The following is a 12,782-nucleotide window of genomic DNA, read 5'->3' as shown; positions in this document are numbered from 1 at the left end:
TTTGGATTCAAGGGACCGGGCCGTCGCGCCACCGCAAACGGCCCTTGTTGTCCCGCACGACTAGGATACTGACATGACTTCCAGCACCATCGATCACTCGCACGACCACGGCCACGATCACGCACACGACCACCCGGTCGGCCTGCGCCGCTGGCTTTTCGCCACCAACCACAAGGACATCGGTACGCTGTACCTGTGGTTCGCGTTCACCATGCTGCTCTCGGGCGGCGTGCTGGCGCTGATGATCCGCACCGAGCTGTTCCAGCCCGGCCTGCAGTTCTTCCGCCCCGAATTCTTCAACCAGCTGACCACCATGCACGGCATCGTGATGGTGTTCGGCGCGATCATGCCGGCGTTCGTCGGCTTCGCCAACTGGATGATCCCCCTGCAGATCGGCGCGTCCGACATGGCGTTCGCGCGCATGAACAACTTCTCGTTCTGGCTGCTGCCGCCGGCCGCACTGCTGCTGGCGACGTCGTTCTTCGTGCCGGGCGGCGCCACCGCGGCCGGCTGGACGCTGTACGCGCCGCTGTCGACGCAGATGGGCCCGGGCATGGACATGGCGATCTTCGCCCTGCACATCATGGGCGCGTCGTCGATCATGGGTTCCATCAACATCATCGTCACGATCCTGAACATGCGCGCGCCGGGCCTGACGCTGATGAAGATGCCGATGTTCTGCTGGACCTGGCTGATCACCGCCTACCTGCTGATCGCCGTGATGCCCGTGCTGGCTGGCGCCATCACGATGACCCTGACCGACCGCCACTTCGGCACGTCGTTCTTCAACGCCGCCGGCGGCGGCGACCCGGTCATGTACCAGCACATCTTCTGGTTCTTCGGCCACCCCGAGGTCTACATCATGATCCTGCCGGCGTTCGGCATCGTCTCGCAGATCATCCCGGCCTTCGCGCGCAAGCCGCTGTTCGGCTACGCGTCGATGGTGTACGCGACCGCGTCAATCGCGATCCTGTCGTTCATCGTCTGGGCCCACCACATGTTCACGACCGGCATGCCGGTGACGAGCCAGCTGTTCTTCATGTACGCCACGATGCTGATCGCGGTGCCGACCGGCGTGAAGGTGTTCAACTGGGTCGCCACGATGTGGAAGGGTTCGATGACCTTCGAGACCCCGATGCTGTTCGCCGTCGGCTTCATCTTCGTGTTCACGATGGGCGGCTTCACCGGGCTGATCCTGGCCGTCACGCCGATCGACATCCAGATGCAGGACACCTATTACGTCGTCGCCCACTTCCACTACGTGCTGGTGGCCGGCTCGCTGTTCGCGCTGTTCGCCGGCTTCTACTACTGGGCGCCGAAATGGACCGGCCATATGTATCCGGAAGGCCGCGGCAAGTTCCACTTCTGGAACTCGCTGATCTGGTTCAACGTGACGTTCTTCCCGATGCACTTCCTGGGCCTGGCCGGCATGCCGCGCCGCTACGCCGACTACGCCGTGCAGTTCACCGATTTCAACCAGATCGTGTCGATCGGCGCGTTCCTGTTCGGCCTGTCGCAGGTGTACTTCCTGTTCTTCGTCGTGCTGCCGACCATCCGCGGCGGCAAGCAGGCCGAAGCGAAGCCGTGGGAAGGCGCCGAAGGCCTGGAGTGGACCGTGCCGAGCCCGGCGCCGTTCCACACCTTCGAAACCCCGCCGCTGGTGAAGTGAGGTCGTGATGAGCGACCATCGTTCGCAGCAGCAGAAGAAGGCCAACCTGCGCACGGCCCTGTGGCTGGCCGGGCTGGCGCTGTTCTTCTTCGTGATGCTGTTCGTCAAGCGCCTGTGGCTGAGCTGAGGTCGTCATGCAAGCGGAAACCAACGCAGGCCGCCACGAGGAAAGCGGCCGCCTGCGGCTAAACCGGACCACGCTCACCAAGCTGCTGGTGGTCGCGGCCATCATGTTCGGCTTCGGCTATGCCATGGTGCCGATCTACCGCCAGGTGTGCGAAGTGCTCGGCATTAACGTGCTCACGCAAAAGGACGGCACCGTGGCGCCCCCGGCCAACACCCAGGTCGACAAGGCGCGCACGGTCACCGTCGTCCTGGACGGCAACGCCCAGGGCCCGTGGCGCTTCCGCCCGACGCAGCGCAGCATCGACGTGCACCCGGGCGAGATGGCGACCGTGATCTACGAAGTCGTGAACACGCAGGCGCGCACCGTGAAGGCGCAAGCCATCCCGAGTTACGCGCCGCAGTCGGCCCAGCCGTATTTCAAGAAGGTCGAATGCTTCTGTTTCAAGGAGCAGATATTGAAACCGAACGAGGCGCGCCAGATGCCGGTCGTGTTCTTCATCGATCCGAAACTGCCGCGCGAAGTGAAGGACATCACGCTGTCGTACACGTTCTTCGAAGTCGGCGCCGTGACGGCGCAGAAGTGATATGGCAAACGACGACGATCCGCAGCACCGTCCGCCCGCACGGACGCAGACGTTCGGGGCCACGATGAAAGCCGTGTTCTGGTCGTTTTTCGGCGTGCGCAAGCGCCGCGACTACGAGCACGACGCGGCCAACCTGAATCCGGTCCACGTGATCGTGGGCGCTTTGATCGGGGTGGCGGTGTTCATCGGCATCCTGGTGCTGGTCGTGCGGATGGTCGTCGCCAAAAGTTAAAAATATATAAGCAACACGAAAGCAGGGAAGCGCAGCACCCCGGAATTCGAAACAATGCTTGATTGAGGAGATATACATGAGTTCACCCCATACCGCGCCGTACTATTTCGTCCCCGCTCCGTCCAGGTGGCCGCTGGCAGCCGGCATGTCGATGCTGTGCACGATGGCCGGCGCTTCCGGCTGGGTCAATGGCACCGCCTGGGGGCCCGGCGTCTGCACGGCCGGCATCGTCGCGATGCTGATCGTGCTGTACAACTGGTTCGGCGACGCCATCGGCGAGTCGGAATCGGGCAAGTACAACGAGCGCATCGACCTGTCCTACCGCTGGTCGATGAGCTGGTTCATCTTTTCCGAAGTGATGTTCTTCGGCGCCTTCTTCGGCGCGCTGTTCTATGCACGCACGATCTCGATGCCGTGGCTGTCCGACCTCGACCATAAAATCATCTGGCCGGATTATTCCGGCCACTGGGGCAATATCGGCCCGGCCGGCACCGTCGAGCAGTTCAGCACGATGGGCCCGTTCCCGATCCCGACGATCAACACGGCGCTGCTGCTGAGCTCGGGCGTGACCCTGACCATCGCCCACCACGCGCTGCGCGCCGGCCACCGCGCCCGCACGGCGCTGTTCCTGTTCGCGACGATCCTGCTGGGCGCCACCTTCATGGGCTTCCAGGCCTACGAATACCACCACGCCTACACCGAACTGAACCTGAAGCTGACCTCGGGCATCTACGGCTCGACCTTCTTCATGCTCACGGGCTTCCACGGCTTCCACGTGACGATGGGGGCGATCATGCTGTCCGTCGTGCTGTACCGCGTGCTGCGCGGCCATTTCACACCGGAACACCATTTCGCGTTCGAGGGCGCGGCGTGGTACTGGCACTTCGTCGACGTCGTGTGGCTGGGGCTGTATATCGTCGTGTACTGGTTGTAAATCAACCAATTTATGAACGTCGTCCCCGCGCAGGCGGGGACCGAAGTTTTTGCGTTACCTATGGCGCAAGCAAAATTGGGTCCCCGCCTCCGCGGGGACGACGTGTTTATGACGTGCTTAAAACGTGTTGATCACGTGCTTAGAACGTGTTTATGACGTGCTGACGATGCGCTTATGAATGCAGCCCCTTCGGCTGAATCCACCCCATCTTGTACGCGATCAGCACGAGCAGGAACAGCGTGATCGACAGTCCGACCCGCATCGCCAGCGCCTGGACGGTACGGTTGCTGCGGCCCTTGTCGCGCATCAGGAAGAACAGGGCGGAGGCAAGGCTGCCGATGATGAGCACGAAGGCGATGGCGACGACGATTTTCATGGGCGGCCGATGAGTTTGGTTGTTAGGGTTTCACGATCATTGTATGCGACTCCGCTTCCGTTTTAGAACCATTCCTTTCCTGGCGACGCTCGTGCTCGTGGCGCTCGGGATCGCGTTGGGCAACTGGCAGGTGCGGCGCGCAGCGGAAAAGACGGCGCTGCAGGCCCGGCTCACGCAGCGCGCCGCCCTGCCGCCCGTCGTGCTCGACGGGAACCCGGTCGACGCCGCCGCCATCGAATATCGCCGTGTCGTCGTGACGGGGGAATTCGCTCCCGACTGGCCGCTGTTCCTCGACAACCGGCCGCTCGACGGCCGCACCGGATTCGTTTTGCTGATGCCGTTTACAATAGCGGCTACCGGCAAAGTGGTCCTCGTCGCGCGGGGCTGGCTGGCGCGCGATCCTGCCGTGCACGACCGCGTGCCGCACGTGGCCGCGCCGGCCGGCCGCAGGACCATCGAGGGTCTCGCCGTGCTGCACCCGGCGCGCGTGATGGAACTCGGCAAGGCGCCGCCGCCTGAGCCCGGCGCCATCGTGCAGAACGTCGATCCGGCCGGCTTCGCCCGGGCCAGCGGTTTGAGCGTGCTGCCCGTGCTGGTCGAGCAGACGAGCGTGGACGGCACCGGCGCGCCGGCCACGGAACCCATCCGCAAATGGCCGGCCCCGGCCGTCGACGTCGACCGCAACAAGGGCTATGCCTTCCAGTGGTACGCGCTGGCGGCGATGGCTTTCTTATTCTTTGTGATGACAGGATTTCGAAGTGGAACCAAACAAGCCGGCTGACGCAGCCGCGATCCCCGCCGATGCCGCCCCCCGCAAGCGCGGGCGCCGCATGCTGTGGCTGGTGCTGGCCGTGTGCGCGGCGCCGATGATCGCCTCGTATTTCACCTACTACGTCATCAAGCCGCAGAAGCGCAACAACTACGGCACGCTGATCGACCAGCGCGCCCACCCGATTCCGGCGATGGCCACGACCACGCTGGACGGCCGTCCGCAGGCGCTGGACCAGTTCAAGGGCAAGTGGGTGATGCTGATGACGGGGCCGGGCGCCTGTCCCGACACGTGCCAGAAGGAATTGTTCGCCATGCGCCAGCTGCGCCTGATGCAGGGCAAGGACGCCGACCGCATCGAACGCGTCTGGCTCATCACCGACAAGGAGCCGCTCGACACCCTGACCATCCGCGAATACGACGGCACCCACATGCTGCGCGCCGACGCCGCGACGGTGGCCGGCTGGCTGCCGGCCGACGCGGGCACGACGCCGGCCGACCACATCTACATGATCGACCCGCTGGGCCACCTCATGATGCGCTTCCCGAAGGACCCGCAGCTGCAGGAAGTGCGCAAGGTCTACAAGGACATCAACAAGCTGTTGAAGGCGTCGGCCGTCGGCTGAGTTCATCATGGAAGTCTCGAATTTCGTCCTGCTGGCCCTGACCGGCATCCTGGCGGCCAGCGTGCCGCTCGCGCTCGTGTGGACGGCGACCGGCACGAACAAATACCGCAAGCTGGCGTGGGTGATCGCCTTCTTCACGTTCGACCTGATCGTGTTCGGCGGCTTTACGCGTCTCACGGATTCCGGCCTCGGCTGTCCGGACTGGCCCGGCTGCTACGGCGAAGCGAACCCGTTCCTCGCGCACGCGCACATCGCCGCGGCCGAGGCGCTGATGCCCACCGGGCCCGTGACGACGATGAAAGCCTGGATCGAGATGATCCACCGCTTCCTCGCGATGGGCATCGGCTTCATGATCGTCGGCCTGATGGCCGCCTCCTGGCTGGAATGGCGCCGCGCCCGCGCGCGCGCGGGCAAACCCGCGCACGGCCCTCTGCTGCCGACCGTGATGTTCTTGTGGGTGTGCGTGCAGGGCGCGTTCGGCGCCTGGACCGTCACGATGAAACTGCAGCCGATCATCGTGACCCTGCACCTGCTGTTCGGCCTGACCCTGCTGGCGCTGGCCGTCTGGCTGGGCGGCCGCGAGGACAAGCTGATGGCGCCGCCGCGCTTTTCTCCCGTGGCCGCGCCGGTGTCCGTGCTGCGCCGCCTGCGTCCGCTGGCGTGGCTGGCCGGCGCCGTGCTGCTGGTGCAACTGGCGCTGGGCGGGTGGGTAAGTACCAATTACGCGACACTGGCGTGCAGCGATTTCCCGCTTTGTAATGGACAAATTGTCCCAGAGATGGATTGGCAACACGGCTTCACGTTGTGGCGCGAACTGGGCAAGACGGCCGCCGGCCACTACCTGCCGTTCTCCGCGCTGACGGCGATCCACTGGGTGCACCGCAACTTCGCCCTCGTCGTCGTGCTCGTGCTGGGCTATACGGCCTGGCGCGCCTGGCGCCTGCCGGGCCTGCACGGCACGGCGCGCAACCTCGCGCTGGTGCTTGCCGCGCAGGCAACGACGGGCATCGCGACCGTGTTCCTGAACTTCCCGCTGCCGATCGCCGTGCTCCACAACGCGGGGGCGGCGGGTCTCGTCCTTCTGGTGACCATGTTAAACTACAAGGTACAGTATCAACTCGAGCTGGCGCTGCGCAGTCCACGACGTGAGGCCGCGACGTCCGCGAGCCATCCATGATTACGCAAACCGCCATCCATAAACCGTCCAGCCGCATCGCCCAGTACTGGTCGCTGACCAAGCCGCGCGTCACCCAGCTGGCCGTCTTCTGCGCCGTGATCGGCATGTTCCTCGCCACCGACGGCTTCCCCGGCTGGCACGTGCTCGTCTGGGGCACGATCGGCATCTGGCTGCTGGCCGGCGCCGCCTTCGCCGTCAACTGCCTGATCGAGGCCGAAGTCGACGCCCGCATGGCCCGCACCGCGCGCCGCGCCACCGCGATGGGCGAGCTGTCGCCCACGCAGGTCCTGATCTTTTCTGCCATCATCGGCGGCGCCGGCATGGGCGTCCTGTACACGCTGGTCAATCCGCTGACGATGTGGCTGACGTTCGTCACCTTCGTCGGCTACGCGCTGATCTACACGATCCTGCTGAAACCGAACACGCCGCAGAACATCGTCATCGGCGGCCTGTCGGGCGCGATGCCGCCGGCCCTCGGCTGGGCCGCCGTCGCGGGCGACGTGCCGATGCAGGCGTGGCTGCTGGTGCTGATCATCTTCGTCTGGACCCCGCCGCATTTCTGGGCGCTCGCGATGTACCGCCGCGACGACTACGTGCGTTCCGGCCTGCCGATGCTGCCCGTCACGCACGGCATGCAGTACACGGGCCAGCAGGTCTGGCTGTACTCCGTCGCGCTGGCCGCGTGCACCCTGTTCCCGTACGCCGTCGGCATGAGCGGCATCGTGTACCTGGCGGCGGCCGTCGTGCTGAACGCGGTCTTCCTGCGCTACGGCTGGCTGATCCACAAGCACTACAGCGATCAGGTCGCGCGCAAGGCCTTCGCCTGGTCCATCGTCTACCTGTCGCTGCTGTTCGCCGCGCTGCTGGTCGACCACTACGTGAAACAATACCTGCTGATCTGATGATGAAAAAACTGCTGCTTCCCCTGGCCGTCGCCTGCGCGCTGACCGTCTCCCTCGCCGCCTGCGACAAGCTGCCGGGCAAGCAGCAGGTCTCCTTCCAGAACACGGACGTCACCGGCCTCGATTACGCGAAAGGTTTCGCGCTGACGGACCACACGGGCAAGCCGCGCACGCTGGCCGACTTCAAGGGCAAGGTCGTCGTCGTCTTCTTCGGCTACACGCAGTGCCCGGACGTGTGCCCGACGACGATGGCGGAGATGGCGTCCGTGATGCAGAAACTGGGGCCGCTGGCCGACAAGGTGCAGGTCCTGTTCATCACCCTCGACCCCGAGCGCGATACCCAGCAACTGCTGGCCAACTACGTGCCCGCGTTCGACAAGCGCTTCATCGGCCTGCGCGGCACGCCGGAGCAAACGGCGAAGACGGCCAAGGAATTCAAGGTGTTCTACGCGAAGGTGCCGGGCACGGACCCGGGCAGCTACACGATCGACCACACGGCCGGCAGCTACGTCTTCGACCGCGACGGCCGCCTGCGCCTGTTCATTCGCCACGGCCAGGGCGCCGACCCTATCGTGCACGATCTCCGTCAGTTACTATCCTGATATCGTAAATAGCCGCATCAGGAGAGGCATGGATCGCCGACCTGGCAGAAACTATACGCGCGCCGGCGCCGTCATCCTGCTGACCCTCGGCTGCCTCTACGTCCTGCGCCCCTTCCTGGCCGCGATCCTGTTCGCGGCCGCCGTCGTCATCTCGTCCTGGCCGCTGTACCAGAAACTGCTGCTGCGCCTGCGCGGCCGGCGCACGCTCGCCGCGCTCACGATGACGCTGTCCCTCACGCTGCTCGTGATCATCCCGCTGGCGCTGGTCGCGTACAACCTCGCGGACAACGTGGCGTCGTCGTTCGACCAGATCCGCGCCGCGCTGAACCAGGGCGAGCTGCTGCCGCCCGCGTGGGTGCGCGAGATCCCGCTCGTCGGCGACCAGCTGGACAACTACCTGCGCCAGCTCGTCGCCAGCCGCGAGCGCATGATGGAGCTGGCGCGGCGCATGGTCGAACCGACCCGGCACGCGCTGCTGTCCGGCGGGTTGATGCTGGGTGCCGGCGTCGCGCAGATGAGCCTCGCCGCGTTCGTCAGCTTCTTCTTCTACCGCGACGGCGAGACGCTGACGGCCGTCATCGGCGCCGCCATGCGCCGCATCATGGACGAGGAGGCGGCCTCCGTCACGGAGATCGTCAGCCAGACCGTGCGCGGCGTGATGTACGGGCTGCTCGGCACCGCGCTGGCGCAGGCGCTCGTCGCGGCGCTCGGCTTTTCCATCGCGCGCGTGCCGGCAGTGCCGCTGCTGTCGGTGCTCGTGTTCGTGTCGTCGCTGATCCCCGTCGGGCCCCCGATCGTGTGGGGCGGGGCGGCCGTCTGGCTGTTCACGCAGGGCGAGACGGGATGGGGCATCTTCATGCTCGTGTGGGGCTTCTTCCTGATCAGCGGCGTCGACAACGTCGTGCGTCCGATGCTGATCAGCCGCGGCTCCAGCCTGCCGTTCCTGCTCACGCTCCTCGGCGTGCTGGGCGGCGTGATGGCGTTCGGCTTCGTCGGCATGTTCATCGGGCCGACCCTGCTCGCGGTGGGCTATTCGCTGATGAGCGGGTGGACCCATACGCGCGACCCGATCGTCAAGCAGGACGGCGACGGCGTCTAGCGGCGCTGTCGAGCCGCCGGCCACACCATCTGTTCGGTCAGCACGTCGCCACCGTCGGCCGCGAAGCCGAGCGCGTCGTACAGCCGGCGGGCCGCCGGATTGTCGCGCCGTACCGTGAGCGCCAGCGTGGCGCCGCTGTCGCGGGCGCGGATCTGCAGGGCGCGCAACAGCGCCGCGCCGTGACCCTGGCCCCGTGCTTGCGGCAGCAGTGCGACGTCGACGATGCGCCACTGTGGCATGCCGCAATCGACGAGCAGCCGGCCCAGCGGCACGCCGGCGCGCTCGATGACCAGGCTGTCGGCATCCGGGAACGCTTGCCGGTAGCCCGCCGTCTGCGCATGCCACTGCATGTCGATCAGCATCGCGAACAAGGCAGGCCCGGCGTCGACGGCACGCAGGTCGTCGCGCGTCGTCGCAAATAATGCCTTGAGAAAGGCGTCGTCGGCAGGCTGCGCGGGACGCGCGTGCAAATGGTCGAGGTCGAGTGTCAGCATGGTGAAGAATGGTTGAGCTCGCATACACGATCGCTCATAATGGGTTCGGCTCATATTGAACAATTGTCATGCACCCAAGCCTCGAACTTTTCACGCCGCTGCTAGGCACCGACTTCACGGTCGAGACCCAGGCCGGTCCCGTCGTGCTGCGCCTGGAGGGCTGCACCGAAGCGCCGCGCCGCGGCTTGCCGGAACAGTTCCGTGCCCCCCTGTCGCTGATCTTCAGTGGGCCACGCCAGCCGATCCTTGCCCAGGACAACTTCGCCGTCGAGCACCCGGTGCTGGCGCACCAGGTATGGTGCATCGCGCCCGTGATGCCGCCGCTGCCCGGCACGCAGGGCAGCGTCGCAACGCCGCCCGACCGGCAGCGCTATCAGGTGCTGTTCGCATGACGGATGGCGGCTGGACGCGCCGCCCGCCGCCGCGGTGTCACGGCCGGGACGGATAGTAGCCGTTCACGCAGATGATGTAATTGAGACCGATGAAAGGCGGCATCATCGGCGGCAGGTTCACGACCGTGGTCACCGGGATCGGCACCGGTGACGCCGAACCGGTCATGGCATTGGTCACCGTGCCGCCCGTGATCCCGCCCCCGCTGCCGCCGGTCGCCGTTGCCGCCGCCGTGTTCAACGCCGTGGTGCCGGCGTTCGCCGTGGCGACGTAGCCGCTCGGTGCCGCGCTCAGTCCGCTGCCTTTCAGGGGCGCCATATAGCCGTTGGCGAGTGGTGTCGGGCTGGTTGCCGCATCGTTGCTGACATGCAGCGTGACGGTCGGCTGGGACGCGGCACCGCCGCCGGTCCCTGCGAAGGTGGCGGTATGGGTGTGCTCCGGCAACTGGTTCACGTTGCTGATCGTGCCTGTGCCTGCTGCCTGGAGCGCGGTCGTGGTGGTGCCGCCTTTCTCGGCCCAGGCCAGGTTTGTCACGGGGCCCTGGCCCGGCTGGACCGGCACCCGGCCGCGCAAGTCCGGCAGCGCGAAGGTGGTGACGCCGTCGCCCCCAAAGACATTGCTGATGAGGGAGAACAGCGCCTGGTATTGGGTCACTTGCAGCAATTGCCCCTGGCATAGCAGCCAGTCTTCCGGCGCCCAGTTGAAACTGACCAGATTGATTTGTCCTACGTATGCCTCTGCCATGATGCTCCTTTGTTTGTGAAGTTAACAGAGCCGGCATCGTTGCAAGGCCGGCGGCGCATCCGCAGGCCCGTTGCCTGCGGCTGACCTGGCGCACCTCTACTGCGTGGGAATGCTGGTCGAGATGGTGCCGATCAATGCCACTTTTTCGGCCGAATCCGCAAAGGCGAGCAGCACGTCACCCCGGTCGACGCGGCCGCCGGCAAGCGAATCGATCCAATACTGCGCCTCGGTGCCGACAGGCTCGCGGTGCAGTGCGCTCTCGTACAGCGTATCGACGAACCGGACGTCATCCATCCCGCTGTACTGGCCCGAGCTCTCGGCGGACATGACGAACGCGTTGGCGATGCCCGTCATGGCCATGCCGTTCTCGTGCGCGCCGATCCAGTAATTCAGTCCGGCTTCGTCGGGTGCGCGGTCGAACAGGGCGCTGTACATGCGCACCAGCGTCGCGACGTCGGTGGCATTGAAATCGGTGTCGGCCGGCGCGATCGCCAGCATTTCGGCCGAATCGGCCACCGCCAGCGCCACGTCGGCGCGGTGCGTGCCGGCGTCCAGCTTGCCGGTCCAGAAGGCCGTTTCGTCCCCGCCGGCCGTGCGGTGCAGGGCGTTCTGGTACAGCGCCTGGACGAAGGCGGCGTCGCTCATGCCGCTGTCGCCGCTCTGGCCGTACAGGCTGCGGGCGATCTGGGACAGGCTGGCGCCCTTGCCGCTTGCCGCGGTCGCCGCATCGAGGGTCTCCAGGCCGGCCGGGTGGCCGGTCAGCGCCTGCACCAGCCGGCCCGCGGTGCCATACGCCGAGGTATCGCCGGTCGCACCGGTAAAGTGCAATGCCTCGACATTGGCCACCACGTCGGCGCCGTCCGGGCCGCCGTTCAGCTGCGTCACCACCAGTTTGCCGCCGGCCACGCGCATGCTGTAGTCGCTGCGATTGGCGCCGGCCAGCTGCAGCGTATCGTGGCCGGTGCCGCCATCGATCGTGTCGTTGCCGGCGCCGCCGAACACGACGTCATCGCCGTCGTCGCCGAAGATCTGGTCGTTGCCCCCGGCGCTGCCGACGATGTCGTTGCCGCCGCCGCCGTGCAGCACGTCGTCGCCCGGTCCCAGATAGATGGTCTGGGACGCGCTGTCGCCCCACACGTTCTGCTCGCCCGCGCCGCCGCTGACGCTGACGGCGCCGATCAGCGCCACGAATTCGACGTTGTTCAGTTCGATGCTGGTCCCGGCCGGCAGGCCACGGCCATCGAGCACGATTGCCGTGGCGGGGCTGCCGGCACTGGCCGCGGTGCCGTTGATCGCGAGGTGATCCGGGCCCGGCGTCATGCCGCCGGTTGCGGCGATCGGGACGATCGTCTGCACGATCAGCGGCGCGTCGGACGCCAGGTCGCCCAGGAAGCCGCTGCCGCCCCCGGTCAGCATGCCCTGGTCGTGCGACCCGGCCGCCGTGTGGGCCTGGATCTCGCGGATCAGGTCCGCCAGCGAGTCGCCCGCGGCCTTTGGCTGGGCGGAGCCCGTGGCCTGCAAGCCGATACCGACCGGCACCTGCGTCGTCAACAGCGCGCTGCCGTCCGCGCCGTGCGCCAGCGGAATGTCGGCCACCGTGTTGTCGCCGACCTGGTCGACGCGCCCGGCGGTCACGATCGGAATGCTCAGCGCCTGCGAGACCGAGCCGTCGCTGTTGACGACGGTACCGACCTGCACGGCGACGCCGTCGACGGTGGGCTGGACCGGCGCCGTCGGCGCTGGCGTATTGTTCACGACGCTGGTGGCGCCGAGGCTCGCCGCATCGTTGCCGGCGGCGTCCTGGATGGCGTTGACGTCGTCGGCGCCGCCCGGATCGCCATACGCCACGGTGACCGCCGCACCATCCGCGACCGGTGACGCCAGGTTCAGCGTCACGGTGTGCGCCGCGGCGTCGATGGCGATCGCCGTGACGGAGACCGCGCGACCGCTCGCCGTCACGGTGAAGTCGCCGGCAACCGGCACATGGGTCGCGTCCAGCAGGCCGGTATCGGCATACGTCATGACAAGGGTCGCGCCATTGACGCTCGCGCCCAGGAAA

At 66.5% G+C, this 12,782-nt stretch carries 16 protein-coding genes; 12 read left to right on the top strand and 4 right to left on the bottom strand.

Features of this window, described 5'->3' with window-relative positions:
• Positions 1-73 precede the first annotated feature (73 nt).
• The 5 genes from ctaD (at position 74) to ASC93_RS22460 (ending at position 3,545) form a co-directional block, all read left to right on the top strand.
• Positions 74-1,669 (top strand): cytochrome c oxidase subunit I, encoded by a 1,596-nt coding sequence (gene ctaD, locus ASC93_RS22475; protein ID WP_056447694.1) that lies wholly within the window; start codon positions 74-76, stop codon positions 1,667-1,669.
• Positions 1,670-1,676: 7 nt separating this feature from the next.
• The gene (locus tag ASC93_RS32365; RefSeq protein ID WP_229412838.1) at positions 1,677-1,796 is read left to right on the top strand and encodes a cytochrome oxidase small assembly protein; all 120 of its coding nucleotides are present in this window, start codon (positions 1,677-1,679) and stop codon (positions 1,794-1,796) included.
• Between the two features lie 7 nt (positions 1,797-1,803).
• Positions 1,804-2,379 (top strand): cytochrome c oxidase assembly protein, encoded by a 576-nt coding sequence (locus tag ASC93_RS22470; protein ID WP_056447692.1) that lies wholly within the window; start codon positions 1,804-1,806, stop codon positions 2,377-2,379.
• 1 nt (position 2,380) lies between these two features.
• Positions 2,381-2,611: a DUF2970 domain-containing protein gene (locus ASC93_RS22465; protein ID WP_056447690.1), complete on the top strand. Its 231-nt coding sequence runs from the start codon at positions 2,381-2,383 to the stop codon at positions 2,609-2,611.
• A gap of 76 nt (positions 2,612-2,687) precedes the next feature.
• Positions 2,688-3,545: a cytochrome c oxidase subunit 3 gene (locus ASC93_RS22460; protein WP_056447688.1), complete on the top strand. Its 858-nt coding sequence runs from the start codon at positions 2,688-2,690 to the stop codon at positions 3,543-3,545.
• A gap of 172 nt (positions 3,546-3,717) precedes the next feature.
• On the opposite strand, the gene ASC93_RS22455 is transcribed toward ASC93_RS22460, so the two are convergent.
• Complete coding sequence (locus ASC93_RS22455) at positions 3,718-3,921, bottom strand: twin transmembrane helix small protein (protein ID WP_056447686.1); 204 nt, start codon at positions 3,919-3,921, stop codon at positions 3,718-3,720.
• 43 nt (positions 3,922-3,964) lie between these two features.
• Here ASC93_RS22455 and ASC93_RS22450 point away from each other — a divergent pair, with 43 nt between their 5' ends.
• The 6 genes from ASC93_RS22450 to ASC93_RS22425 are packed head-to-tail and all read left to right on the top strand — an operon-like array spanning position 3,965 to position 9,095.
• On the top strand, positions 3,965-4,702 hold the full coding sequence (locus tag ASC93_RS22450; RefSeq protein WP_056447684.1) for an SURF1 family protein: 738 nt from the start codon (positions 3,965-3,967) through the stop codon (positions 4,700-4,702).
• A gap of 49 nt (positions 4,703-4,751) precedes the next feature.
• Positions 4,752-5,315, top strand: coding sequence for a redoxin domain-containing protein (locus ASC93_RS22445; protein WP_157202091.1), 564 nt, complete (start codon positions 4,752-4,754; stop codon positions 5,313-5,315).
• 7 nt (positions 5,316-5,322) lie between these two features.
• A complete protein-coding gene (locus tag ASC93_RS22440) occupies positions 5,323-6,492 on the top strand; it encodes a heme A synthase (protein WP_056447680.1) in 1,170 nt (389 codons plus the stop codon).
• Positions 6,489-7,394, top strand: coding sequence for a heme o synthase (cyoE, locus tag ASC93_RS22435; RefSeq protein ID WP_056447678.1), 906 nt, complete (start codon positions 6,489-6,491; stop codon positions 7,392-7,394). The genes ASC93_RS22440 and cyoE overlap by 4 nt, the downstream gene beginning before the upstream one ends.
• Positions 7,395-7,396: 2 nt before the next feature.
• Entirely contained in the window at positions 7,397-7,996 is a 600-nt protein-coding gene (locus ASC93_RS22430; RefSeq protein ID WP_056447676.1) for an SCO family protein, read from the top strand.
• 28 nt (positions 7,997-8,024) lie between these two features.
• On the top strand, positions 8,025-9,095 hold the full coding sequence (locus ASC93_RS22425; protein WP_056447674.1) for an AI-2E family transporter: 1,071 nt from the start codon (positions 8,025-8,027) through the stop codon (positions 9,093-9,095).
• On the opposite strand, the gene ASC93_RS22420 is transcribed toward ASC93_RS22425, so the two are convergent.
• The gene (locus tag ASC93_RS22420; RefSeq protein ID WP_162251944.1) at positions 9,092-9,613 is read right to left on the bottom strand and encodes a GNAT family N-acetyltransferase; all 522 of its coding nucleotides are present in this window, start codon (positions 9,611-9,613) and stop codon (positions 9,092-9,094) included. The two genes, ASC93_RS22425 and ASC93_RS22420, sit on opposite strands and share 4 nt — an antisense overlap.
• Positions 9,614-9,657: 44 nt before the next feature.
• On the opposite strand from ASC93_RS22420, the gene ASC93_RS22415 reads away from it, so the two are divergent.
• On the top strand, positions 9,658-9,981 hold the full coding sequence (locus ASC93_RS22415) for a hypothetical protein (protein ID WP_056447669.1): 324 nt from the start codon (positions 9,658-9,660) through the stop codon (positions 9,979-9,981).
• A 37-nt stretch (positions 9,982-10,018) separates the two neighbouring features.
• Here the strand turns inward: ASC93_RS22415 and ASC93_RS22410 are convergent, their stop codons facing one another.
• Together ASC93_RS22410 and ASC93_RS22405 are read right to left on the bottom strand one after the other, a co-directional pair.
• Positions 10,019-10,723, bottom strand: a complete 705-nt coding sequence (locus ASC93_RS22410; RefSeq protein ID WP_082548267.1) for a phage tail protein — start codon at positions 10,721-10,723, stop codon at positions 10,019-10,021.
• Between the two features lie 96 nt (positions 10,724-10,819).
• The coding region (locus ASC93_RS22405) for a DUF4214 domain-containing protein (RefSeq protein WP_157202076.1) at positions 10,820-12,782 on the bottom strand (1,963 nt) is incomplete at its 5' end.

Source organism: Massilia sp. Root335 (assembly GCF_001425685.1).
Taxonomy (GTDB): domain Bacteria; phylum Pseudomonadota; class Gammaproteobacteria; order Burkholderiales; family Burkholderiaceae_D; genus Telluria; species Telluria luteola.
Note: the sequence above shows the minus strand (reverse complement) of the source record. Positions and strands in the feature narration are given on the sequence as shown.

Coding starts and splice junctions, on each gene's coding strand:
- ASC93_RS22440 (WP_056447680.1), top strand. CDS start 5,323: ATGGAAGTCTCGAATTTCGTCCTGCTGGCCCTGACCGGCATCCTGGCG.
- ASC93_RS22430 (WP_056447676.1), top strand. CDS start 7,397: ATGAAAAAACTGCTGCTTCCCCTGGCCGTCGCCTGCGCGCTGACCGTC.
- ASC93_RS22410 (WP_082548267.1), bottom strand. CDS start 10,723: ATGGCAGAGGCATACGTAGGACAAATCAATCTGGTCAGTTTCAACTGG.
- ASC93_RS22425 (WP_056447674.1), top strand. CDS start 8,025: ATGGATCGCCGACCTGGCAGAAACTATACGCGCGCCGGCGCCGTCATC.
- ctaD (WP_056447694.1), top strand. CDS start 74: ATGACTTCCAGCACCATCGATCACTCGCACGACCACGGCCACGATCAC.
- ASC93_RS22455 (WP_056447686.1), bottom strand. CDS start 3,921: ATGAAAATCGTCGTCGCCATCGCCTTCGTGCTCATCATCGGCAGCCTT.
- ASC93_RS22445 (WP_157202091.1), top strand. CDS start 4,752: ATGCTGTGGCTGGTGCTGGCCGTGTGCGCGGCGCCGATGATCGCCTCG.
- ASC93_RS22415 (WP_056447669.1), top strand. CDS start 9,658: ATGCACCCAAGCCTCGAACTTTTCACGCCGCTGCTAGGCACCGACTTC.
- ASC93_RS22470 (WP_056447692.1), top strand. CDS start 1,804: ATGCAAGCGGAAACCAACGCAGGCCGCCACGAGGAAAGCGGCCGCCTG.
- ASC93_RS32365 (WP_229412838.1), top strand. CDS start 1,677: ATGAGCGACCATCGTTCGCAGCAGCAGAAGAAGGCCAACCTGCGCACG.
- cyoE (WP_056447678.1), top strand. CDS start 6,489: ATGATTACGCAAACCGCCATCCATAAACCGTCCAGCCGCATCGCCCAG.
- ASC93_RS22460 (WP_056447688.1), top strand. CDS start 2,688: ATGAGTTCACCCCATACCGCGCCGTACTATTTCGTCCCCGCTCCGTCC.
- ASC93_RS22420 (WP_162251944.1), bottom strand. CDS start 9,613: ATGCGAGCTCAACCATTCTTCACCATGCTGACACTCGACCTCGACCAT.
- ASC93_RS22465 (WP_056447690.1), top strand. CDS start 2,381: ATGGCAAACGACGACGATCCGCAGCACCGTCCGCCCGCACGGACGCAG.
- ASC93_RS22450 (WP_056447684.1), top strand. CDS start 3,965: ATGCGACTCCGCTTCCGTTTTAGAACCATTCCTTTCCTGGCGACGCTC.